Here is a 26,308-nt window from a genome sequence, read left to right as displayed (position 1 = left end):
CTAAGATTATCTAATCTATAGCATAAATTCGCAATAGAGTCCTGTTCTCAAGTGTGAGTTGCTTTTTCAAATTTTAAAGGGAAAATTACAGAATTTTGAGATGGAAACATCTTGTAAAATAGCGATTTTCTAATGTTTTTCAATAAAATGCACTTACGCTTGTGAAGTGAAAGGAGAGAGTCTATTGAACTAAATAAATTTGCTATTTTTACCTGTTCATTATAAGAAAAAGGCTTTTTAAAAGTTATTAAATCGAAATTTTTTAAAATTAATGTTGGAATTGTTCCTACTGAAATATTCTTATTTATTTTTTCTTTTATTATCCTTGTATTCAATAAATAAAATATAAATTCATTTTGAAAATTTTTATTTAATTCAATACCTAAAATCCCTTGTTTTGTCGTCAAAGGTATCTTATTTATGGATACATTCCCTATTGTAGCTCCATTTGTGTAAATAATACTATTTGGTTTTACTAATCAAGCAGAAGAATTTTTTAATCCCTTTTCAGTAATAAAATTTTTTGTTTTATAAACATATTTTTCTTCAGTATCTTCAATTTTTAAAAAAGGAATTTTTCCATTTTTATAATATGATTCAATAGTGGTGTTAGGAGTTCCACCTTCAGAAGCAAAAGTATATATATTTCCTAAAACGTCCTGTTCTCAAGTGTGAGTTGCTTTTTCAAATTTTAAAGGGAAAATTACAGAATTTTGAGATGGAAACATCTTGTAAAATAGCGATTTTCTAATGTTTTTCAATAAAATGCACTTACGCTTGTGAAGTGAAAGGAGAGAGTCTAAAGAAGAAAAAAGATTGACTATTTTATTTTGTTCTTTGAATTCTGGAATTTCAATTTTCATAGAATTAAAAAAGCTTAAACCAAGAACATATCTTTGAACACCTGAACAATTTTGAAAAAACATTTTTTTATATTTTGTGCTTTTAACTAAAAAATCAACAAAACTTTCTTTCAAAACATTTTTATTTGGTCTAAATCTCATTAAATGATAAGAAAACACTCCATTTTTTACTGTTTTTAATGCTGTTTTTGCTTTTCCTATATCATCTGGAGTTTCTGAAGAAGGAGTAAAAAATATATCTCCTTTTTGTATATTAAACTTTAATAATTGATCTTTGTTAGCAGAATTTGTAACAAGATTTTCTTCTTTTATTTCTTTACCTAAATATACATCCATATAATTTAATAAAAAAACTTTATAATCTGTGTCTCTTATTATTTTATCAACTGATGATGAAGAAAAAACCCCTAAATTCCCCAAAATGTCCTGTTCTCAAGTGATAGTAATTTTATGTTTAATTATTGAATTAAATAAAATAATCGCATTGAATGCGATTATCTTTTATTAAGGATTTAGTTTTTTAGTACCTTCGTATTCTGATTTTAATTCTGATAAATCAGCAGGAATATTTTTTTCTAATTCAGCTTTTCTATCTTTTGATTTCTTAAGAACTTCACCATCTAATGTTTCTCCACTTAAAGCTTCATAAACTTCTGAATAAAAATATCCATCAATTAATGCTTTATCTATTGTATAAAGTAATCTTGAAATTTTTACCTTCAATCCAATGGATATATCTGTTTTTAAAAAGTATTCTTTTGAACCTAAAAAATTAGAATTTAATGTATAAAATTCATCTAATATTTTACTTTTTAATTCAAAAATTTTATTTTTTATTGCTTTATCTTCACTAGTTAATGTATAAGTTCTATCCATAACTGGTAATCCAGAATTAATATATTCTTTTATTTTTCCAGTTCTATATGTTTCTACTTTGTACTCGCCTTTTTTGAATTCTGTAGAAGTTGTGACTTTAGTAGATGGTCTTGGAGATATTGAAAAGAAACCATTTGGATATTTTTTGGCACTATAGTAAAATAATTCTTTAATTTCTTTTTTATCGGGAAATTTGCTACTTTCTTCTTCGTTAGAATATTTTTGTAATTCAATATATGGTTTATATTTTTTAAATTCAATTAAGATATTTTGAGCCAGAACACTTAATTGTTTTTTATCTTTTGCTATTTTTTGAGATTCTGTTTCAAATTCTTTTGATTTTTCAGAATCATATCTATTTAATGTTTTTAATCTAGAATTAACTGTATTTTTTACACTAATTAACTCTATTTGATATTCTTCAATAACTTTATTTAAGAGTAAATCTAATTTTTCAAAAGTTGTAGCTTTTTCTTTTTCTGTTTTTAATGTTTTTTTAATAGATTCTTTATCTATTGTTTCAATTCAAGTAGAAACTAATTCTTTAAATTTATTAATAACTGCTTCATCTGTTTTTGTTAATGAAGATTTAATTTGTTCTATTACTTTAGATATTTCTTCGCCTGTTGAAGAATTAGAAATTTTTGCTTTATAGATATCTTTATCTGAATCATTTTGTAAAAAATCTAAAAATAAACTAAATAAAATTTCATTTCTTTCTTTAAATTCTAATAAATCTTTTTCATATTCTTCATTTAATAAAATTTCAAAATCAAAAGTTTCTGAATATTTTTTAATTTTAGTTAAATCTTCTTTTCATTTAGTTTTTCTTTTTTCTAATTTAAAAGAATTAATTTTATTAGTAAATTCTGATTTTTTTTCTGGATATTTAGTATTTTCGTTTTCTTTATCAATTGTAGCAATTAGTTTTGTTCTGAAATCTATTATTTTTTCTTCATTTGTTAAAGAAGTTAATTCTTCTTTTTTAGTTTTTTGTTCTTGTTCACTTAAAATGGATATTCATTTTGTTTCTATTTCTGATTTTAAACCTTGCAAGTATTCTTTAATTTCTTTTTCAATTTCTTTTAATTTTGAATAATTATCTTTATTGGATAAAGAATTGATTGTTAATTCATTTTTCTTTATAATGTCAGAAATTTTTTCATCAATATCAGTTCTTAGATTTTTATAAAATTCTTCTGTGATTTCAGAAATTTTATTTTGAATTTCATTTGAAATTTCATTTAATTCATCAATTGTTTTTGAATCTTCTATTTTTTTAGTAAATTTTAATTTATCTTCTTCTGATAAAATATCTAATTTTAACTTTTCTTCATTTTTCTTATTAGATAGTTCTTCATTTTCTTTTACTGGTTCTTTTTTTTCAACATTACATGATAAAAAAGAAAGAACAGGTAAAGAAGAAATGGTTGTTAGAGCACTTAATAAAAGTAATTTCTTCTTTTTATTTTGTTGTTGTTTCATATTTTAATATATTCCTTTTTTTCAATTTTCGATCTCTTCTTCTGTTCCAAGAACATAGTGATCGTCATTTATTTTAATTCATTCTGGTTGATTAGTTTCAGAATAATTATGCATATTAATATCATATACATATCCTATTAGACTTCCTTTTTTACCTTCAATTGAAGGAACAGCATCTAATAAACTTTTGGTATAAGGGTGTAATGATTTATTCATTATTTCTTCGGTTTTACCAATTTCAAGAATTCTACCTTTATTCATTACAGCAATACGGTCAGAGATATACTCTACCATTCTTAAATCATGAGCAATGAAAAGAATGGTTAAATTATATTTATCTTTTAAGTCGTTAAAGATATTAACAACTTGTGCTTGAATCGAAACGTCTAAAGCAGAAATTGGTTCATCTGCTACAAGTAATTGTGGTCGTAAAACTACAGCTCTTGAAATTCCAATTCTTTGTTGTTGTCCACCACTAAACTCTAATGGGTATCTTGGTAAAACAGAGTCATCAAGTCCTACTGATTTTAAAATTTCTTTAACAAGTTCACTTCTTGCATCTTTTTCTGAAATTTTGTTTTTCTCTTCTCTTTCTGTTTTATAAAAATTAAGTTTTTCTAAAACTTCAAGATTGTTATTGTTATTTAATTTAGTAGCTAATTGGTTATAAAGAAAATCAAAAGCTAAAGATGAATTTTCTAAAATGTTTAAATCTAATTCTTTTTCAAAAAGTAAATATTCTTTTAAAGAAGCAGAATTTTTAGATTTTAATAAAGCATAAATTTCTTTTTTAACATCTTGATCGAAGTTAAGTAAGTAAATTTCTTTAGCGTTTTTAGCATTGATTAATCCTTCTGACACTACTTTTTCAACAGTGACGTGGGGATTTAAGGAATTAGCTGGATCTTGAAAGATCATTTGTACTTTATTAACTAAAAAGTTTTCTATTTCTTTATAGTTTTTTAAAGCTTTACCGACTTTGAATCCTTTTTGCATTTTTTTAGGTAAAACTTTATCTAATAAAGTAATTTGTCCAAAAGAATAAGGAACAAGACCTACTAAAGATTTTCCGATTGTACTTTTACCAGAACCAGATTCACCTACAAGTCCAAGTACTTCACCTTTATAAATGTTTAAATTTATGTCTGAAACAGCACGAAATGCTTTAGAACCACTTCCGTAAGTAATGTCAACATTACGCATTTTTAAAAGGATTTCTTCGTTATGTTTTGGAGATAACATATCTTCTAATCCTTTTAAATTCTTTCTAACTACTTTAGATTTTACAAAAGGGTTTTTCTTAATGGTATATACTGATTCACTATGATTGTTGTTTGTTTTCATTTAAAAAATCCTTTCATATTTTTAAAATAGTTTTTGGTGGATTGTATTTTGGAGCATTTTTGTCTAAAAGTGCTGATTTAACTCTATGAGTTTCAGAAACAAAGTAAAAATCAGGTTCTATTTCAAAGTCTCTTGCTAAAGCATAATCATTTCTAATTGCAAAAGCATCTCCTTTAATATTATTTAAATTAGAAGGAACACTTCCACGAATAGTAGCAAGTCTTTCTCCTTTATTTAAATCAGGCATACTGAGAATTAATCCTCAAGTATAAGGATGTTGTGGGTATTTAAGAATTTCTGTGGCAAGTCCTTCTTCAATAATTTGACCTGCATACATAATAGAAATATAATCAGCAATGGAAGCAACAACACCTAAATCGTGAGTTATAAACACAATTGCTAATTTTAGTTTTTCTTGTAAGTTTTTAATAACATCAAGTACTAATGCTTGTACTGTTGGATCCAGTGCGGTTGTTGGTTCATCCATTACTAAAATTTTAGGTTCAAGTGCAACAATAGCAGCAATTACAACTCTTTGCACCATTCCACCTGACATTTCATGTGGATATAATTTCATAACTGCTTCTGGATCATTAATTTTTGTTAATTTTAAGAACTCAACAGCTCTTTGGTAAGCTTCTTTTTTGTTTTTAACAATTTTATTTAAAAGCATACCTTCCATAATTTGTGCTCCAACTTTCATAGTTGGATTTAAAGTAGACATTGGGTTTTGAAATACAGCTGAAACAATTCTGCCTCTAAAGTGAGATTTTTCTCAGTCTTTAAGAGAGAATTTTTCAACATTGTTGTTATATAACTTGATTTCACCTGAATCAATAACAGCGTTATTTCCTGGTAATCCGTATAATAATGATGTGATTACTGATTTACCAGAACCTGATTCACCAATGATTGCATGAACTTTTCCTTCATAAATTTTTAGTGAAGTTCCTCTTAAAACCTTATTTTTTTCTCCAGGTCTTGCTGGGTTTAAAAATGATAGATGAATATTATTAATTTCAGCAGCAATTTTAAGTTGTTTACCATCTTTAAAAGATTGATATTTTACATTTTTAGAGATTTTATTAAAATTAAATTGACTCTTATTTTTTTTGTTTTTAAAGAATAATTTTACTTTTCTTTTAAGTTTATTTTTCTTTCTTTTTAATCTTGAACGAAGGATTTTTAAATTCTTTTGCATACTGTTTTTCCTATCTTTGTCTTCTTAAAGAGTCTTGAATACTTGAACCGATTAATTGCACACTTGTGGTAATTAAAATTAAGAATGTTGAAGGTACAAAAACATATCTTAAATAATTAGGGAAATCTTTTTGACCATCGGATATTAAGTTTCCAAGTGTTGGAATATCTTCAATAGCAAGACCAATGAATGATAATGAAGTTTCTGATAAAACAACTCCAGGAATTGTAAATACAAGTTGTGTAATTAAAATTGGTAAAATCACTGGTATATAATTTAATAATATTTTATAAGTAGGAGTTCCTAAAACTTTAGAAGCTGAAACTCATTCAAAGTTTTTTGCTCTTTTTACTTGAGCTCTAATTTGGTTTGCCATTCCTGTTCATGAAGTTAAAGAAAGTGAAAGTGCAATAACTCAAAAAGTAGGTTTAGCAACAATAGTAATTAAAATTAAGATTAAGATTGTTGGAACAACAGATAAAATCTTAATTACAAAAGTTAGAAACTTATCAAATTTGTCAAATTGTCCCATCATTATTCCAAAAGTTAATCCTATTATAACTTCAATAAAAGTTACAACAAGAGCTAATAATAGAGAATATCTTAAACCATGTCATAATCTTGCTCAGTAATCTCTTCCAAGATTATCTGTTCCAAAAAAGTGGTAAATTCCTTCTGAATCTGTTTGATTAAAGGTTAATGATCTATTATTAACATCACTAAAATTAGGATCTAATGTGGTAAAAGGTAAAATAAGAGCTAAGATGATTAAGATAAAAATAATCATAAATCCTAAAACTCCAGATGAGTTGTTAGAATAACGATAAACAAATTCTTTAAATTTTTTAGTTTGTGGTTTTAATTGTGAATCTGTGTGATATTCAAAAGCTTTTCCAATAAGTTTTCAAGCTTTATATTCAAATGGTTTTAAAACTGGATTGGGAGCCATTTTTAATGACTCTCTATCAATTTGATCCATTTCTTTTACTTTATTATTTTTATTATTGATTTTTTGTTTAATTTTACTAAAAAGCGACATTCTACGCTCCCTTTCTTCTTATTCTTGGATCAATTACTTCGTATAAAATATCACGAGTAGCATAAGAAATAATTGTTAAGAAAGAGAAAATAATAATCAAGAATAAAATAACATTATAATCTTTAGTTTGAATGGCTTGTAGTAAAGTTGCTCCAGAACCAGAAATAAAGAAGATTTGTTCGATAAACACACTTCCAATAAATGAACCGAAAATAACAGCAGGGAAGAATGTTGCAATTGGGAATAAAGAAGGTTTTAGTGCGTGTTTTCACACAAAACGACTTTTAGATAACCCTTTTAAATAAGCAAATTTTGCATGCACTGAATTTAATTCCCTATTAAGTTCAGTTCTTATGTATTTGATATAAACAATAATGCTTCCAAGCGATAATGCAAGTCCTGGTAAGACGTATGTTAATAAATCTTTGTGATCAAAGATGTAAGGTAAATGAACTAGTCTTCCTAAAAATACTAAAATTAATGCAAAGATAATTGAAGGAACAGAAGAGAAAATACTTACTAATATGGTTGAAACATTATCTAAAATTCCTCCTGGATTTTTTCCAACTCAAATTCCTATAGAAATACCAATAGAAACAGTTAGAAAGACTGAAAAAATACCAACTAAAAAGGATTTATAGAATCTTTCTCAAATAAAGGAATTTATTTCTTGACCTGGGAACAGTGAAAGTGAAATTCCAAAATCACCTTTAAAAATTCCACCTAAATAATTGAAATATCTTTGTCAAATTGGTAAATTGAGTCCATATTTAATTTCAACTGTTTTTCTTGCTGATTCATCAAGTCCTGCTGTTAAAGTATTAGAACCTGGAACAGCGTTTATTAAAAAGAAAGTGATTGTTATAACTATTAAACCAATGATAAAAAACTCTAATATGATTTTTAAAAATCTTCATAAAGTTTTTAAAAAAGGAGAATCAATTGCTAAAAGTTTATCTTTTAATGTTAGTTTTTTATTTCTACTGTGAGTAAAATAAACTAAATTATCATCATAATAAACAGTTTTATTATTTTCTTTTTTCTTTATAAATTCCATATTTTAGTCTCTCTTTCTTGGTAATCCAGCAATTGGTGGATTAGTATAGTCATAAGCATATTGTAAAGCAAAGGTGTATAGTGAACTAACTCCTGCAATTTTGGTAATTTCTCAGTTAGTATCAACTTCCATTAGCGGAACTACAAAAGCACCATCTCTTATTATTTTTTCTAATTCTCCTATGAAAACATAAACGTATTCTTGTGTTCATCCTTGATGTAGTTCATCGGTTGTAAAGTTTCCTGAAAAGAATGCAGCAATTCTATCTGAATAAGTACTTCTGTTTTCTGTATTTGTTTGTAAAGCAAGTTCTATAAATTTGTTTCAAAAATCAAATTTAACTTTAGAAATATCAATACTTTGATTGAAAGCAAGTCTAGTTTTTGTATCATTAGTTAACTTAGCAATTTGTTCAACTATCATTTCATTAGTTATTAAATTAATGTACATTCTTTTTAATCTTCCATATTTAATATTTTCATTTCTAGTTAAAAAGTATTCTAAAGCATTTTTAGCAAATTTAACATTATAAACGCTTTTATGTTCTAATTTTTCTAAATCTTTAGCAACTTGTTCTGCATATTTATTGCTAAAACTAGAAATTTCTAAATTGCTAATGGAATCTTTATTTTTTAATTTATTAAATTCTTCACTAATGTTATTATTAATATATTGTTGAATTTTTTGAAGATATAAATTTAAAGCTTGTGTAATTTTTTCTCTATTATTTCCTTTATAATCGGATTTTTCTAATACTAAATCAGCTATGTATTCTGCATAAGTGTATGAACCAACTGGATTGTCTTTAAAAGCAATATTTTTTTGTGATATAGAATCAATTTCATCAGTAAAGAAGAATACAGAAACATAATCTTGAGCACCACTTCCACCGATTTTGTCATAATTTTGATAAATTATGTCATATTTACCTTCTTCTATAAAGGAAGTGAAGGTGTTTTCAGGAAGACTTTTAATTTCTAAATCTACATAACCATTGAATGCTTTGTTTAAAGATTCTTTTAAAAATAAACCTGCTTTTTTCTGTTCATCTGATGAGTTATTTAAAAATGTTAAGTACACTTTTTGTAGATTTGGATGTTTTGCTTTAAAACGTTCTATATAGTATTTTGCTGTATTAACGTCATAAGCAAGATCGCCTCTAACAGTTTTTTCAAAGGTGTAACCTTTTGATAAATGCACTAAAAAGTCATAATTTAAAAGGTTAAATTCTTTTTTGTTTTTAGCTTTTGAATTTAAATCACTAAAGTAAGTTTCAATGTTTTTTCCATCAAAAGTTCTGTATTGTCCATAGGAAGTTCAAGTATTTACAGGGAAAGAGAAATCTCATCCAACAAATTTAATTGCATCTTCTCTATTTACAGCATAATAAATTGCATTTCTTAAATCTTGATCTTGAATGTAACTAGATGCGTTTGTTTCATTATCTAAGTTGAATCCAAAAGCAATTGTTCCATAACCTTGATTTTTATTTAAATATTGTTTATATTCTTCATTTGATCAATACTTATTGATTTTGGAAGCTGGAATGTATGTTTGTGAAACATAACCATCTTCAAAAAAGGTTGCATTAGTATTTCTATCAGTTGAAAAATAAATTTTTATTTTATTAGTAATGGTGTTTTTAGCATCATAATAGTCTTTATTTTTTTCTAAAACTATTTGTCCTTGTGGTCCTAAAATAATATCATCTTTATTCATATTAAAAGGTCCGCTTGTTAGGAATTTTTTAGTATCTGAACCGAATTTATCAATTCCACCAGCAACAGTTTCAATATATTTTCTATTTGCTGGATATAAATTCATAAAAATATTTTGAAGTAAATAACTTAAGTTGGGAGTTTTATTTTCATCAAAAATTGCAGTAAAACTGTTTTCACTATTTGCAACTTGATTATATTTAGTTTTTATTTTGTTATCTGAAAGTGAAAATTCTTGATAAGGATTAACAAAAGGATTTGCTACTAAAGTCACTGTTTTAAACTTATCTGCTTCTTTAGTTGCATTTGCATCTACTAAAATTTTAAAAGTTTGATTATCTTTTTTATCTTTATTCGGAATAAAGAAAGAAGGATTGTGTTCTAAGTTTTTTTCAATTTCTTCGTTAGTATAATCTAAAAATAATTGACCTGTGTAAAATCCAAAATCAAGAGCTGCTGCTTTAATTTCTTCAATTTCTTTTGTATCTAAAGGTTCGCCATTTTCGTTTTTGATTTGAGATTCTCAAACTTTTTGATTTGGATCTTGAATTCACTCTTTTTTATCATTTAAAATGTATTTTCTACGACCTCAAGGATTTTTATAATTCTCATTAAACTTTTGTAAATAGTCTTTTTGAGCATTAATAAATCTTTCAGCACTTCTAAAACCATATTTTTTAACTTGATCTAGTCTTTGTGAACCGGTGTTTAAGTCTAAAATATATTCTAGATAATCTCTTAAATCTTGAGCATTTATAACATCGTTATTACTTCATAAATTTTGTTTATTGTTTAAAGATCCTGTAAAAGCAAAATAGTTATTTGAGTTTTTAGGACTTCTAAAACCATAAATTGATGCTCCTCTTCTTAAATCACCTAAAGATCCTTTACCAAGACCACCAACAAACCCAAAATCAGCTAATCTTAAAAATGATCCAGTAACTCTTCCATAACCATCAGTTTGCTCTAATTCTCCTTTATTTTTAAAGAAATCATTGAAATTATTAGAATCATTACCATTAGCATCTTTAGTATTACTTGTATCAATCATAACCATATTAAAATCATTAACACGAATAATTGACTTTAAACTAGAAGTGGGCCCTGATTTAACAAAAGGATCAATTAAAGCAGGTAAAATTTTGTCCATTGATTTATATCTAATGTAGTTTAAGTTGTTAATTGGTTCAGTTGCTAAACCAAAGTCATAATTTTTCTTACTTACTGTTGAAGAATGTTGATTTTCATTATTTGTTGAACAAGAAATAATAGATAAACTTAAAGTTGATGATAAAACTAAACCTGAAATTAATAGATTCTTATTAAATTTTTTTCTCATATTTCTCCTTTATTATCCTGTTATATTGAACTGGAAGTCAATATCTATTATTGCTTTATTTTCTTTTGTTTTATCTTTATAAATTTTTATTGAAGATTGTGTATCTGTTTTTCCGTTTTCAGAAATTACTTCTAAATCACCAAGTGATAATTCTTCCACAAATTCGTTATTTTCATCAACAAATTCCACAAAATATTTGTGTTTTGGTTTTAGTAAGGTATCACGATATTTAGCCATAATTGCATAGTCTGAAACTCATGAAGAGTAACCTAAGTCTGCTAAAGTAACTTTGGAACTTTCATCACCTTGTTTTGATAAATAAAATAAATTATTTGTATCTTTAAAATTAACATCTAGATATTTAATTTCTTTTGTAATAACATCAGTAAATCTAATTTTTTTGATTTTATTTGCTTTTTCATTTTTTACAAAACCATAAAGAACAACAGCATCTTTTTCTTTATTTCTAAATAATCCTGAAATGTTTCTACTTCCTACTCCGTAGTTTAAAATTTGAGAGACAAAGAATGCTTTTGCTCTTGTATTAATTTTATTTCCATCAAAGTCTTTTAATCTAATTGAATCATCCACTATTTCATTTCTATTTTCATCATATAACTCTAAACCAATTTTTTCTTTTTCAACTGTATCTTTGAAATATCCATTATTTCTTGTAATGAATCTTCCAAAATAAGAAGAAGTTCTATCTTCATTTCTTGGTGAGAAGGTAGTTCTAGAAATGTATGAACCATAAACTTTGTTTTTAATGTCAATAACTTTTTTGAATCTTTTATTTGTTAAGTCACTATTTTGCTCATTAATTTTGTTAATTTGTTCTCTTAATTTTTCTATTAATTTTTTACCTTCTTCTTCTTTATCTCCTGTGTAAGTTGTTGCTATTATTAAAATTTGTTCTACAAAAGACTTAGCCAAATCTTTTAATCTATCTATTTGATTTGAAATTTCAACATAAGTATCTTTTGTTTTTGGTAAATATTCTTCGAATTTTAATGATCTCCCAGCTTGAGTAATACTTGAAGAAGAGTTGTTAAAATTATTTTTTCTGTCATTTCAAATTTTTAATTTAGTTGCATCGACAATATAGTCTAAACCTGTAGTTGCTTCATTTAAATTACTTAAATATCCAGGTAGATTACCAAAATCTTTAAAACTTGGAACATAAGTTGTTTGTACATAATCTCTTGTTAAAGTTTCAGCAATGTTGTAAATATAATCTGTAAATTTATCACCAATAGATGCTTCAACTCTGGAAAGATTATAGTTAAGAACATCAGAACTTGGTTGCCCGCTATTGAATTCATTAAAGATGACATCACCTAAAGTTATTTGATTGATTAGCCCATTGTTATTTCAAGTTATAATATTTCCTACAAGTAAATATAAATCTTGAGAATTAACATTAGCTAATATTTGATCAATATTTTCTTGTTTACCTAAAATTTTAGTAACGTATTCTTTTAAAATTGTTTGCAATTTATTTGCATCATATTTTATATATTGTTCATCTTTTGAATATTTACTTAAATCATAAACAAGACCCGTTTTAAATGAAGAACTTAAAAAGGAAATTCCGTATTTTTCTGAAAAAATAGCTTTATTTTGTTCTAATTCAGTTAGTGGATTAAAGTCTTTAATTGCTAAAAAGTAATGACTTTTTCTAAATCTAAACATCATTTCATTAGCAATTACTTGATCATCGCCATTTTGAATCATTTCTTTTGTTTTAGCACTTTCAGCAGAACTTTTTAGTAATTCTTCTTTAAATTTATTTAGATCAAATTTAGTTTTAACATAATCAATATTTCAGTTAAATACTGCACTTTCTTTGCCTGTTGCAACATCTTTAGTTACAGAAACTAAAGTTGCTTTGGAATAATCTAATGAAGCAAATTCAAAGAAGTTTTTAAAGTTATTAAATACAACAGTATTATATTCAGTTGCAGTTGTAGAAATGTTTAGTTTTTCTAATGAAGAATTGAATGCTTCATAAAGGGAAATTCCGTTTCTTTTGTCATCAAAAATGTTATCTTTAGTATTAAATCCAATTTTTGTTATTAATTTAGCTAATTCAGCATCATTATTTTTAGTAAAAGCATCATTGATAGCAACGTGATCTGATACTTTATTTTGATCGTTTATAAAGACAAAATCAGCACTTTGTAATATATTGGTTGAACCTAAAATTCTTGTTCCTTCTCTTGCAAAAACCATTAAAGGATTAACTTGTAATTTTCCTTCAAGATTAAGTTCAAATCGTTCAAGAGTGTTTTTTAAGTTAGATTCAATATTACTTGTATAAACACTTGTTAAAAATCTTGATTCTGCTCTTGCTACATTCGGGAAAGTGAAACGAACATCACCGGAATAATTGTCTCCATTTTTAGTAACAAAACTTAAAACATTGGTTAATTGTCCTTCATAACCACGATTTGAATTAATTAAATCAACAAAAGCTTTTGCTCCTTTTAAAGTGTCTTTAATTTGGTTTGCAAGTGAATCTGAACTATTTAAAGCAAAGTATTCTTTTGCTTTTCTTGGGTTATTTTCAGCTGTTACTACGTTGTATTCAGGATTTAGTTCATCATTTGCACTTCTGTTAATAATGTTATTTGCAATATTATCAGTATCATATGCATTTAAAACATTTCTAAGATTTGGAGAAACAACTCCACCAAGTGAAGAACTTAAATCATTTCATCCACTTTGAGAGAATCTTCTAATTACTGCATTTTCAATCGCTGTTTTAATTTCCTGTGTTTTTGCTGTTATAAAGTCTAATGTAGCTTTATCAAGTGGTTCGTTTAAAGGAACATTAATAACAGGAGAACCATCATTGTTAAACATTTTAATTTCTCTTGCATAAGTGATAGTTTGATTGTTTTCTTTCACTTCTTCTAATTTAACAACTTCTAAAGTAAAATCAGTTTCTGCAGCATTTAAAGTTACTATTTCTGAAAGTTTTTTCCCTTTACCATCTTTAAGTTCGCTAAGAATATTTTTTAGAGAAATTTCTTCTAATTTATATACTTGTTTTTTAGTTCCATTAACATCGGTTTCTTTTTTAGCAAATGCTTTGGTGTTTCCTGTAATAAATGGGTTTAAGGTTCCTGAATTTTCATCAAAGGAATTAGCTAAAAATAAATCTTTAAGATCAACTTTTCTTTCTTTAGCAGCTTCCATAAGACCTTCAAAAGTTTGTAAAAATCTTCTTTTGGTATTTTTTGCTACTTCAAAAATACTTGCTTTTGGATTTGCATCTCCTCAAATTTCATCATCAGTTTCTAAATGTTCTACACCATCTTTTTGTAAGTATTTAAATCTTACATATTCACCTTTTGCAGAAGGTTTTCCTAATGCGTTTACTCTTTCTATAGATAAATTAGTTCTTGCAAGTAAGTAATTTTCTAAACCTTTGTATGAATAGTATGAAGAAATATTAATTCCACCTCTTGTTGATAATCCACCAACAATTAAAGCATTTTCATTATTATTTAAAGCTTGATTTTGCTCTAAAGTAAAGTGGTGTCCGTATTCATGAGCTGTTACGTATTTTAAAAAGTCAATGGAAATACCTTTAAAGTTTTCAATAGTAGCGCCTAAAACTAAAGGTAAACCGATTCTATCGGTGTGTTGTAATCCATAATATTCTCCATCAGTAAGAGAATATTCATAATATCCTTTTTCATTCAGTTTTTTCTGTATATGTGGTCCAAATTGTCTTTTTAATAAGTGTGGATATTTTTTAGTTACTTTTTCAATTAATCCATTATAAGTTTCATAATAAACTTGATAATTTCTTGAATCCATTCCTTTTAAGTCTTTACCATTTTCATCTTTTAGTCCTAAATTTTCTGGACCATATGAAATGGTAATAGGGTTAATTGAACCTTGGTAACCAATTGCTTCTTTAAATTCAATAAATTGTTCATGAGCAGCATCTGACATATTTTTAGATTCATAAATTATAGTTTCATCTTGGTTATTATTACTTAAAGTAACGTGTAATTTTGCATCAATAACTTCTAATTTTTTAACTGTATATTCCTTTAAGTTATTTTTAATTTCATCACTTAAAGATGCATAGTTTTTTAGTGCATCATTATTATTTAATGCTTCTATTTTATTTTTATAGAAAAAGGTTTTTCCTGCATTTGTAAATTTATAAAGTTTTTTATTTTCATATGCTTTTATGTCATAAAAATCTAAAAAGTGTACAATTTGAGAATCAATAGTTTCTTTTAATAATTGATAAGTTAAAAGTCATTTATTACTAATTTCTCCTTCTGACATTCTAAAGTTTACAACTTCATTTTTAGATGAATTTAACACTTTTAAACCTAAAGCTAAAATTGGATTACTATCGTTTAATTCAGAAGAAATAGTTGATATTTGAACTTTTTCAAGAGCTGAAAAAGCAATATTTTCCTTTTCTAATGAGTGTTTTTTCAGTAATTCTTTAAATTGCTGTTCACTAATATTTTTATCAAAAAGTAAGGTTCCTCTTCCGTTTTCACCTTCTTCACGATTTATATATGCTAAAAACTCTTTATCTTTTAATTTAGAAGGAATGTTTAAAGAGAGAAAGGCGTTATCATTAGCATTATGTGCAATTGAATTTTTAATAGCACTTGCTAAAGGTATGCTTTGTAAAAAGGTGTCAACTGTCTTTTTATTTTCAAGATTTCTAAATGCTAAATAAGCTAGAGAATCTGAAGCGTTTCCTGAACCTGAAAGTTCTGAATATAAAGGCATTGAACCGAAAAATGCATCAGGGAAAAATTTAATTTCACTAACTTCTTTATTTAAAGTAGTATGAGAACCTAAAGTAATAGCATTACCATTTTGTTCTACTCCTGGAACTAATCTAAAACTTTCAAGGGTAACTAAATCAGGTCCTCAAGATACATTTTTAAAGAATCATTTTGTAAATTCAATAAACTGCTCTGGTTGCACTGCTAAAACGTATTCATCATAAAAACTAAATGAACCATATTTAACTTCTAAAATAAAGCTTTCTTCATATTTTTGATAGTATTTTTTAAAAAATGTATCAAAATCGTATTTTTCTTTTGGATTTTCTTTAAATCAAAATTCTGTTCCGTTTTCATTTAAAAATGCAACGTCTTTTTTCTTTAAAGGATCTTTGATTGCTAAAATAGGTTTTAAATTCCTATTTTCATCATAAATTTTTGAATAATCATTTTTTAAATCTTCTTTACTTAAATTAGAATTAGATCCATTTACTTCATCTGAAAGATAACTGTGCAGAAAAACACCACCGATTGCAGCCGTTGAACCTCCTACAATAATTCCAGCAGAAATTAATACTTTAGCAGTTAAACTCAATTTCTTTTTTAACATTTTCTCTCTCTTTCTTTTTCTAAAAAATAAAATCTTTATTAAAAATCAGAACCCTAATTTCTAATAAAGATTTTATTAATATTTAATTTAAAATTATGTGTATTATAAATTCATTAATAATATTTTTACAGAAATTAACCATATAAATAAACATTAGTATTTTTTTTACCAAAAAATACTTTTTTCATCGCAATAGTTTTTAATGAACGTTTATTCATGATAAATTCCTTTCTTTTATATTAATATGTTAAATTATACACTTTTTTTACAATTTTCCAAGTTTTTAGGAAAATTTCTTATAAAATAAAAATAATTAATAATTCAAAAAAATAAAAAAGTTTTATATATCTTGAATTTAAAAGCATAAAAAGTATATAATTGAAAAGTATGATAAAGAAAATGATTTGTTATTCAGACGTAGATGGAACCATCTATGGAAGAGACTTTAAAGTTTCATCAGAAACTAAAGATGATATTTTAAAATTTATTAAAAACGGGGGAGAATTTGTTATTTCAACAGGGAATCCAGCTTTTGAAAGACATCAAAATCTTGCAGATGAATTATCAATAAGATATTTAATTACTTCAAATGGAGCAGGAATTTTCGACAACAAAGAAAAAAAATATATTTATTTAAATCCTTTTCCTATTGAAATACAAGAAAAAATTTTCAATTTAGCAAAAAAATATAATGCACAAGTAAATTTTTGAAACGATAAAAACTATTTTAGTTTTAATTCTAAAGAAGAATATAACTACAGTTATGACTATTCTTTATATTCAAGAGATCAAGTTATTAATAGTTCTCAAAGTGAAAAAAATGTTGTTAAAATTGAAGTTTTTGGAAATGAAAATGACATTTTAGTAATCTATAATGAAATCAAAAACTTACCTATTAATGTTGTATTTATGAGAAAAAATCATTTAGAAATCACAAACTTTGGTTCTTCCAAAGGTAATGCAGCTAAATGATTTAGTCAAAATCTCTATGATGAAGATGTTAAAAATGCAATGACAATCGGAGATAGTCCTAACGACTGGTCAATGTTAGAAATTAGCGATTTTTCCTATGCAATGGAAAATGGAACTGATCAAACAAGAGAAAAAGCTAAATTTTATACAGCAACTTGTATGCAAAATGGAGTGGGATTAGCACTTAGAGATTATATCGATAGAGTTAAATCCAAAAACAACTCCAACTCATAATTTATTGAATTAAAAAACCGTTTATGCCTGTTTTAAGCAAATAAACGGTTTTTTATTACTAAGAATTATTTATTTTCTTCCTGACTTGAAATCATTTCAAAAACTCTTGTGACGTCATCAATTTTACCAATAAAAGTAATTAAATCTTCTTTTAATAATTTAAAATTTCCATCCGGTAAATAAGAATTATTTTTTCTTTTAACCATAACTGCAATTACGTTTAATGCAGTGAAATTAGTTTTCTTTAAAGTTAAACCATCATAACTATCAGCAGTTAAAACAGCAGAACCAACAACATAACCATCTCCTAATTCTTGCAAGTCATTAGTATATTTAATAAAGCTTTTATTTGTAGCAAATAAAGCTGTTCTAACTCCTGCTTCTTCTTCTGGTCTAATAATCATTTGAATACCAATTTTTTGTAAAACGCGAGCGTGTCTGTGACTATTAGCTCTTGCAATAATGTTTTTTACTTTGAGCTCTAAAAGTGCTGCAATTATTTCAATATTTTCTGATAAAGCTACAATTACTGTATCAATGTTTCCAACTCCAAGAGCTTCTAAAGCTTTTAAATCAGCTGCATCAGCAACATAGTTAGCCACAGTGTAATCTTTTATGGAAATTAAGTTTCTTTCTTCTCTATCAATCGCAATAACTTCTTTATTTAATTTTGAAAGTTGTGTGATAACAGATTGACCAAATCTTCCAGCCCCAATTACACAAATTCCGTTATTTTTTCTCATTTTTCTCCTTAAATGTAATTTTAAATTAAAATAATTTTACTATTTTTGTAATTATTATTATAAAATAAATTAATATGAAAAGAAACAATAAAAGAATTTTTTCAAAAAAAACAAAAAAATTGAATAAATTTAAATGAATCCATTTGTGAAATGCTCTTGGGAATTTAAGATCTAAATTCAACAAAAAAGTTGGGAAAATTAGATACTTATTTCTTATTTACATAATAATAACCATCACTGGTTCATTATTATTGTATTGAAATATTTCACAAACAGAACCTGGTTCTGTTTCCTATGTAGATGCTTTATTTACTTCAGCATCCGCTTTTAGTGATACAGGACTTGTAACTAAAGCTACGCATAGCACGTGAACGATGTTTGGTCAAGCTGTCATTGCGATTTTGATTTTAATAGGGGGAATTGGAGTTTTTGCTATTAAAGTCTATATCTTTAATTATATTTTTGGACTCAAGCTTGGAATCTTTTCAAGAGATGTGCTAGCTTTAGAAAGAAGTTCTAATAATATGGGAGATATTAAAAAGGTAATTTTAGTTTCTGTAACAATAATGTTTACTGTTTTAGTGATTTCTTCCTTTGGATTAACTTTTCTTTTTTACTATAGCAAAGGCGATTTTGCTATAGATACAGAATTCAATAATCCTTATCATAACTTTAATTTATCTTTAAGATTTGCGATATTTCACTCTATAACCGCTTTAAATAACGCAGGATTTGATATTATTGGTGATAACTCACTTGCGCCTTATTATAGCAATCATCTTTTACAAGTATGATTACTACTATTATTTATTATTGGTGGAATTGGTTATCCAGTTGTTTATGATTTTTATAAATACTTTTATTGTCTTATTACCAAAAGAAAAAGACACAAATTCTCTTTATTTTCAAAAATTTCGTTAGTAACTTATTTTGCTGTTGCAATTATTGGGGTTGCACTCGTGCTTTGTTTTGAACTTCTAAGCAAAGATCAATCTAGTTTTTGAAATCTTAGTCAATCCGATCCTACTTATTGAGGTAAAACAAGTACAATAGGTTATAGTTATGGAACACACTTTGATAAAGTCTTTGCAATTATCTTTACTTCTTTTTCTACAAGAAGCGCAGGATATGCTACATTTGATCTTTATAATTTAACTGATACATCACTTGGAATTCTTTCTATCTTGATGTTTATTGGAGCTGCACCTTCTTCAACAGGTGGGGGAATTCGTTCAACAACACTTGCAATTATTTTATTAAATTTAATTTCCAAAATGCGTGGAAAAAATTCCACTCATATGTTTAAAAGAAAAATAAAAGATGAAACTGTAAATCAATCTTCTGTCGTATTAATTATTTCAATTTTGCTTAATTTAATAGTTTTTTTATTTTTAACAACATCATTTAATACATTTGGTGGTAAAATTCCATGAGACAACACAACCATAAGTACTGCTGTAAGTGAAAGTTCAGGAAGAACATATGGAGTTATTAATGTTCTTTTTGAAATCACTTCAGCCTTTGGAACAACAGGATTGTCTACAGGAATTACAAGTCATTTAAATTCCATTAGTAAAATTGCTTTAATATTCATTATGTTTGTAGGGCAACTTGGAATATCTTCCACAATTTTGATTTGAGGAAGTCACAATCACAAGTTTTCAAAATATGAATATATTGAAGAAGATGTTACAATTGGATAACAAGGAGGTATAATGACATTTAACATCATCATAACTAATTTTATTGCTTTAATTATCGGTTATATAATTGGTTCTGTGAACATTTCGATTATTTTTAGCAGGACAAAAAGAAAAGAAGATATTCGCGATAGAGGTTCTAAAAATGCAGGTTCTACAAACGCCTTAAGAGTTTATGGAGTTAAAATAGCACTTCCAATCTTTATTTTCGACATATTCAAAGCTTATATAACAGTCATAATTGCTTGAATAATACATTCACAAATTCAAAGCTCACCAATTTATGATACATCACTTAAATACTTAATTCCGCAAATAGCGGGTTTAGGAGTGATTATTGGTCATATATGGCCAATCTTTTTTAAATTTAAAGGTGGAAAAGGAGCAGCAAGCTTACTTGGTTTATTCTTTGGTTATAATTTAGTAATTGTTGCAATTGGAGTAGTGATTTTTATAACAGTTGTATACTTTACAAGATATATTTCAGTTGGTTCAATTTTTGTTCCTTTAATTTTAATAGGTTTATCCTTTATTCCTTGATTCGCTCTTGGACACTTATCTTGATTTAACTGAAAAGTATATCCAGATTTATATTGAATAAATCCATTAATAATCTTAATTTCCCATATTTTTGTTATTTATTCACATAAGTCTAATATCAAAAGATTAATTAACAAAAACGAAAATAAATTCAAATTTAAAAAATAAAGGAGAATAATGAAAAAACATTATTTAAAAAATATGATTAGTTCAAAAAGTTTACCCTTTTTAATAATGGGGCTTTTTATTCTATTAACTTCAACAATTTTTTTAATTATTGAAATGGCAAAATTTAGTCCATCAGTTGCACAGGTAGGAAAAGCAATAAAAATGCAAGTAATTTTTAAAAATGCAAGTTCTTTAATTTACTTTACATATCAAAGTAATTTCTTATTAGGAGTAGTTTTAATTCTTTTAGCAGCAAATAGAAAAAGTACTAAAATTAAAAGATGATTATTTGCAGCAACAACTTTAATTACCATTACTTTTATAATTTACTGAGCACTAATTTCCTATACTAATGATTGAACTAATGTATATGGAAGCATTGTTTCATTAATTACCCATTTAATTAATCCAATTCTTGGTTTTATTGCTTTATTTTTAATAAGAAAATCATTAACTATTGACAATAAACTTTTATTCCATACCTCATTATATGTTTTTGGTTACTTCTTATTTGCTTTTATCTTATATTTTGCTTCATATGCATATTATGCAAAAGAATATAATGATGGAGTAGTTATATATACTTTCTTAAATTTCACTAAACCTTTCTTTTATAAAGGTGGAAAGATTGCAGTAGTAATATTTTTAGATATATTAATGTTTATTATTGCTTTATTTATTCCAATGACTTTAGGTTTATTTTGAAAAGCAGTATACAGAATTTCTTATAACAAAAACAACTGCTATTTAAAGGATTTAAAAAGAAAAATAAAGGATAAAAGTTATAAAACTAATAACTAATTAAAAATTCAATAAAGAAAACTCACTACTAATCTAGTGAGTTTTCTATTTCTTTATTATCACTTTCTTCATTGAATATATCAAAATAAATTTTAAATATTTGTTTGGTTCGTTCTTCAATAATTTCTTGAGTTTCATTTGGTTTATTTAAAAAAGTTAAATAAATATCCTTACCTGGTCTTAGTAGTGTTGTTTCTTCTTTATTATTTTTATCGGTGATTGAATAACCTTTAAAACTATAATTTGAATCACTTATTCTAAAGTCATTAATTGCTATTTTTTCTTTTTCTTGTAAATTATTTTGTAAAGAAGAGTTTTCCTTTTTTGTTAGTAAAATTCCATTACCAAGCTGTTGTATATTTTTATTTATATCATTATTATTTTCGTTATCTTTTAAAAGAGATTGAGGTATTGCGTGTTCATAAGAATAATCATCATCATAATTAATAAAATTATTTTCGTTAGCATCACTATTGTAAGTGTTTTTTAATCCATTAGAAAAATGTGCCATTATTCTTCTTAAAATTATAAATTTTTCATTATTATTTTCTGTTCATCCTCTATTTTTGAATTCATTTTCCATTTGACTGTCTTTTACAATACTTGTTCATTTAGAAGAGAAATCTGAAAATTGCAACTGTTGATTTAATTCTTTTAAAACGTTTTTAAATTTTTCTATTTTGTCTTCTTTTGATGTATCTTGATTTTCTAATATTTCCAAAATTTTCTCTGCAAATTCTATTAAATATTTTCTACCTCAATGTTTATCAAAATGGAATCAAGTTCAATTTAATGATAACTTTTCAAGTTCATATAATAATTGACTAACTAATTTTAAATTCTCTGTATTACCATCGAATATTTTTAGAGATTTAATTATAACGAATATAGGATAAACAAAAATATCTTTAGTTGATTTTCTTGTTATATGTCTTATTTGTTCTCTAATAAAATTTAAATTTTTTAAACTATCTTTTAATTGATCTAAAAAATTAGTATATCTTATATTATCATTTGAAACAGAGTTATTTTGCAAGTTTGTTTTTATTGTATCTATATATATTTTTTTATTTTCTGTTTTTTTTATATCTATATCTAATTTTTTATTTATAATAAATTCAAATATGATAAAGTCTTTTAATAAAATTTCCAACAATAGTTCAGAATAATTTTCATTACTTTTTTTATTTTCTAAAATTTTATCTAAAATGTCAGAAAAGATTTTTTCTTGATAAACTAAACTATTTGAATTTTTTTCTTGTTTATATTTTATTTTATAAAACACTTTTAAAGAATATAGAAATTTTTCTAATAATTCTTTTATAGTTTTATTTTCTTTTTTATTTTCATATCTAAAATATAAATTTCAAGTATTTTCATATATTTTTATACTATCTTCAACAAATTTATCTTCTTCTTTTTCTTTTGGTTCTAACTTTAAATATAAATCATTTTTGAAAATATCTAAAATCTCTAAAGGTTTTGTGTATAAATTGATATTTTTAAATATATTGCTTGTTTCAAAAAAATCTGAAAGTTTTATTTGTGTTAAATTTAATGCTATTTTAGTTAGGAAAAAATCAATTACTTTTTTAATTTCTTTTATTTCTTTATTTTTATATTTATCTTCAATTCATTCACAAATTCAACTAAAGGCATTTTTTATATGATTATTTTCATCTTTTGTTCATTTTACTAATATTTTTGCTAAAACAGAAAGTGAATTGTTTTGATTTTCTTCACTTTCATCTGAAAAATTTAAAAAAGAAAGATTTATTTTATTAGCATCATCTGAGTTTTCTAATTTAGCTGCTTTATATGAATATAACTTAGCAAAAGCAATTAAAATTAAGAAAAAAGTTATACTTCTTTGCTGACCATCAATTATATTCAAACAATCATCATCATCTCTAGTTAATATTATATTATTTAAGAAGATTTTGATGAACTCTGGTTTATCTGTATTATCTGAATTATTACTCTTATAAATCATTTCTAATAGTGCTATTATATTGTCTTTATCTCAAGAATAATCCCTTTGAAAAATAGGTATTCTTATTTTTCGCTTTGAATAATATGATAAATATTCTTTTATATTAATAAAATTTGAAATGATTCCTTTTTTATTTATTTCTTTAAATTCTATATCTTTAGGTTTATTCTCTTTAGAATTTAAAAATTTTCAATATTTTTCATCTAATGGATTAATTTTTATTCAATCAATTTCTTGAACTGTCTTTTCGATTTTTTCACTTGTATTTGATTTTATTATAGAATCATCAGATTTTAATTGTTCTAAAAAGTCTTCTAAAATTGTTCCTTTATTATTTTGTTCTTCAATAATGGTTTTTCAAAATCTTAAAGAAATTTTATCTCCTTCTCTTAGTTTATTATTTTTAGCAATTAAATCATTAATATAATTTTTAAATTCTTTTTCTTCAATTGATTTTAATAATTCAGGATTAATTTTATATTTTGAAACATTTTTTTCTTGTTGTTCTAATTCAATAATCATTTTTAAAGCAATTAATGGAATTTTATATCTTTGAAAAGTATTATCTCAATAAATATTTTTATTATTAAAGTTTTTGTTTTTTATTTTAAGTTGTTTATCTGGAATTCTTTCAATATAAAATTTTGTTTTTGAGTTTGCTTTATCTATTTTTATTTTTTCAGTAACTAAAATATCTTCTTCTGTAACTTGTAATTCTCATAGTCTTTTAAAAAATAAATAAAGATCTTCTAGTAAAGTTTTTGTTCCACCACTAAGAGATGTTTTTGCTAATAATTTAATTTTATTGTCTTCCATATTTTAATTATCTCCAAATAGAATCGTTAATAAATCTTTTCTTTTTGAGCAAATCTTTTTTACTTCTTTTATAAAATGTTCATCATTTTTAAATTGAGGCAGAACAAAGTTAAAAATTAATGGATTTAATGCAATTAGTTCTAACATAAAATCTTTATTATGTATTAATTCTGAATCTAGAAAATAAATAATGGTTGCATATTCATAAAATTTAGATAATACTTCAATTATGTTTTTATTTTCTATTTCAATTCAGAATTTGTCTGTGATTGCTTTTTTAACTATTTGTTTATTATTTCTTATTCTTTTTGAAGCAAGATTTAAATATTTCATTCCATTATCAATAGCTGCATTGATAACATCTTCATCATTTTTTAACTCATCTGAAGCATATTCAAGAGCAAATCAATTATTGTTAATAGCTTCTAGTATTATTTCTTTATCATTTTTGAGTTTATCTGAAGCATATTTAATATTTAATCAATGTTTTTTTACTTCTTCTAAAATAAATGCTTTATTATTTTTTAAGTTATCTGAAGTATATTGTAAGGCATGATAACCATATTTTGAAACTACTTCAAGCATAAATTCTTTATTGTTTCTCAAACAATAAGGTATATATTTAAATGCTTGTTCGTTATTTTTAATAGCTTCTAAAATTATTTCTTTATCATGCTTAATTTCTTGTGAAGCAGCATATAAATTAATTCCATTTAGTTTTACTGCTTGCAGCATTACTTCTTTATTGTTTTTAAAATGATTTGGAATTAATTCAATAGATAAAACATCTTTTTTTAATAAATTTAAAATAAACTCTTTATTATTTTTTAATCTATCTGAAATAAAAAGGAAGATTGCTTCCATATATTCATCTAGTGATGATAAAATGAATTCTTCATTGTCTTTTATATCAGAAGATAATAAAGAAAAATAAAAGGAATTAGTTTTAATTGCTTCTAAAACAAATTCTTTATCAGTTAAAGCATTTTCATTTTTTAATTGTATACCTAATTCTTTTAATCTTTCTTTTTCTTTTTTAAAATCTATAGTATTCATATTAGTCCTCTTTTTTATAAGTATTTAGTGAAATACTTTGTAATTTTTGTTTAATTAATTTTTTAATTTCTAGATCGTTTTTTAACTCTACAGGTATAGAAGGGAAAATATAAGGATTTAATTCTAATGCTTGTAAAACAAATTCTTTGTTGGTTTTTAATTCATTTGGAATTGTTTCAAAATTTGTTGCATTATCTTTAATAGAAGGTAAAATAACTAATTCTTTATTATTTTTTAATTCTTTTTTCAATTCTTCTGAAGCATATTCAAAAGCTTTTCAATAGTCTTTAGTAGCTTCTAAAACAACTTCTTTATTATCTTTCAATTCTTTAGAAGCATATTTTAACGCAAGACCATCTTTTTTAACAGCTTCTAAAACAACTTCTCTATCGTTTTTAAAGTTATCACAAGCATATTTTAATGCGTGAGCATCTTGTTTAATTGCTTCTAGTACTACTTCTTTATCGTTTTTGAAGTTATCACAAGCATATTTTAATGCGTGAGCATCTTGTTTAATTGCTTCTAGCACTACTTCTTTATCATTATTAAAATTATTAGCAAATTTTAATGCAAGACCTGATGTTTTAACTATTTTTAAAATAAATTCTCTATTATTCTTTAAATTATGTGAGGCATATTGAAAACTTTTACCAACGTTTTTAACTGCTTCTAAAACTATTTCTCTATCATTTTTTAGTTCACCTGAAACATATTGTAATGCTCAAGCAGATTCTTTAATTGCTTCTAAAACTATTTCTTTGTCATTTTTGAAGCTATCTGAAGCAAATTCTAATGAAATACCAGATTCTTTAACCGCTTCTAAAACAAATTCTTTATTGTTTTTTAAATTATCTGAAGCATATTTTAATGCATAACCAATTTGTTTAACTGCTTCTAAGACAACTTCTTTATCATTTTTTAATTCTTCTGAAGCATATTTTAATGCATAACCAATTTGTTTAACTGCTTCTAAGACAACTT

Annotated in this window: 16 protein-coding genes; 4 read left to right on the top strand and 12 right to left on the bottom strand. The window is 24.9% G+C overall.

Translation table 4 applies throughout. The features are described 5' to 3' along the window. From ACXX86_RS02450 to ACXX86_RS02415, 8 genes are all read right to left on the bottom strand, one after another. Nucleotides 1–1,283: restriction endonuclease subunit S (locus tag ACXX86_RS02450; protein WP_458561070.1), on the bottom strand; the 1,283-nt coding region annotated here is incomplete at its 3' end. A gap of 84 nt (nucleotides 1,284–1,367) precedes the next feature. Next, complete coding sequence (locus ACXX86_RS02445) at nucleotides 1,368–3,224, bottom strand: hypothetical protein (RefSeq protein ID WP_436359175.1); 1,857 nt, start codon at nucleotides 3,222–3,224, stop codon at nucleotides 1,368–1,370. 3 nt (nucleotides 3,225–3,227) lie between these two features. Next, the gene (locus ACXX86_RS02440; protein WP_458561069.1) at nucleotides 3,228–4,568 is read right to left on the bottom strand and encodes an ABC transporter ATP-binding protein; all 1,341 of its coding nucleotides are present in this window, start codon (nucleotides 4,566–4,568) and stop codon (nucleotides 3,228–3,230) included. Continuing rightward, nucleotides 4,546–5,769 carry an ABC transporter ATP-binding protein gene (locus ACXX86_RS02435; RefSeq protein ID WP_458561068.1) on the bottom strand — a complete coding sequence of 408 codons (1,224 nt, stop codon included), beginning with the start codon at nucleotides 5,767–5,769 and terminating at the stop codon, nucleotides 4,546–4,548. Before ACXX86_RS02435 ends, ACXX86_RS02440 begins: the two co-directional genes overlap by 23 nt. Before the next feature lie 10 nt (nucleotides 5,770–5,779). Beyond that, nucleotides 5,780–6,808, bottom strand: a complete 1,029-nt coding sequence (locus ACXX86_RS02430; protein ID WP_458560417.1) for an ABC transporter permease — start codon at nucleotides 6,806–6,808, stop codon at nucleotides 5,780–5,782. Nucleotide 6,809: 1 nt separating this feature from the next. Continuing rightward, nucleotides 6,810–7,865, bottom strand: coding sequence for an ABC transporter permease (locus tag ACXX86_RS02425; protein WP_458559544.1), 1,056 nt, complete (start codon nucleotides 7,863–7,865; stop codon nucleotides 6,810–6,812). Between the two features lie 3 nt (nucleotides 7,866–7,868). Continuing rightward, nucleotides 7,869–10,922 (bottom strand): ABC transporter substrate-binding protein, encoded by a 3,054-nt coding sequence (locus ACXX86_RS02420; RefSeq protein WP_458561067.1) that lies wholly within the window; start codon nucleotides 10,920–10,922, stop codon nucleotides 7,869–7,871. Between the two features lie 12 nt (nucleotides 10,923–10,934). Beyond that, a complete protein-coding gene (locus tag ACXX86_RS02415) occupies nucleotides 10,935–16,304 on the bottom strand; it encodes a PDxFFG protein (protein ID WP_458561066.1) in 5,370 nt (1,789 codons plus the stop codon). A gap of 387 nt (nucleotides 16,305–16,691) precedes the next feature. Here ACXX86_RS02415 and ACXX86_RS02410 point away from each other — a divergent pair, with 387 nt between their 5' ends. Further along, a complete protein-coding gene (locus ACXX86_RS02410) occupies nucleotides 16,692–17,510 on the top strand; it encodes a Cof-type HAD-IIB family hydrolase (protein WP_458561065.1) in 819 nt (272 codons plus the stop codon). Nucleotides 17,511–17,575: 65 nt separating this feature from the next. On the opposite strand, the gene ACXX86_RS02405 is transcribed toward ACXX86_RS02410, so the two are convergent. Next, entirely contained in the window at nucleotides 17,576–18,253 is a 678-nt protein-coding gene (locus ACXX86_RS02405; protein WP_436359186.1) for a potassium channel family protein, read from the bottom strand. A gap of 74 nt (nucleotides 18,254–18,327) precedes the next feature. Between ACXX86_RS02405 and ACXX86_RS02400 the strand changes: the two genes are divergently transcribed. Genes ACXX86_RS02400 through ACXX86_RS02390 form a run of 3 tightly spaced genes read left to right on the top strand, consistent with a single transcriptional unit; the run spans nucleotide 18,328 to nucleotide 21,462 of the window. Beyond that, nucleotides 18,328–19,956, top strand: coding sequence for a potassium transporter TrkG (locus ACXX86_RS02400; RefSeq protein ID WP_458561064.1), 1,629 nt, complete (start codon nucleotides 18,328–18,330; stop codon nucleotides 19,954–19,956). A gap of 12 nt (nucleotides 19,957–19,968) precedes the next feature. Further along, nucleotides 19,969–20,661, top strand: a complete 693-nt coding sequence (plsY, locus tag ACXX86_RS02395; RefSeq protein WP_458561063.1) for a glycerol-3-phosphate 1-O-acyltransferase PlsY — start codon at nucleotides 19,969–19,971, stop codon at nucleotides 20,659–20,661. Between the two features lie 9 nt (nucleotides 20,662–20,670). Further along, complete coding sequence (locus ACXX86_RS02390; protein ID WP_458561062.1) at nucleotides 20,671–21,462, top strand: MAGa3780 family membrane protein; 792 nt, start codon at nucleotides 20,671–20,673, stop codon at nucleotides 21,460–21,462. A 28-nt stretch (nucleotides 21,463–21,490) separates the two neighbouring features. On the opposite strand, the gene ACXX86_RS02385 is transcribed toward ACXX86_RS02390, so the two are convergent. From ACXX86_RS02385 to ACXX86_RS02375, 3 genes are all read right to left on the bottom strand, one after another. Then, nucleotides 21,491–24,271: a DUF262 domain-containing protein gene (locus ACXX86_RS02385; RefSeq protein ID WP_458561061.1), complete on the bottom strand. Its 2,781-nt coding sequence runs from the start codon at nucleotides 24,269–24,271 to the stop codon at nucleotides 21,491–21,493. A gap of 3 nt (nucleotides 24,272–24,274) precedes the next feature. Beyond that, a complete protein-coding gene (locus ACXX86_RS02380; RefSeq protein ID WP_458561060.1) occupies nucleotides 24,275–25,327 on the bottom strand; it encodes a DUF4116 domain-containing protein in 1,053 nt (350 codons plus the stop codon). A 1-nt stretch (nucleotide 25,328) separates the two neighbouring features. After that, nucleotides 25,329–26,308 (bottom strand): DUF4116 domain-containing protein (locus ACXX86_RS02375; protein WP_458561059.1); only part of this gene is annotated, 980 nt, incomplete at its 5' end.

Source organism: Mycoplasma sp. CB776 (assembly GCF_054343395.1).
Note: the sequence above shows the minus strand (reverse complement) of the source record. Positions and strands in the feature narration are given on the sequence as shown.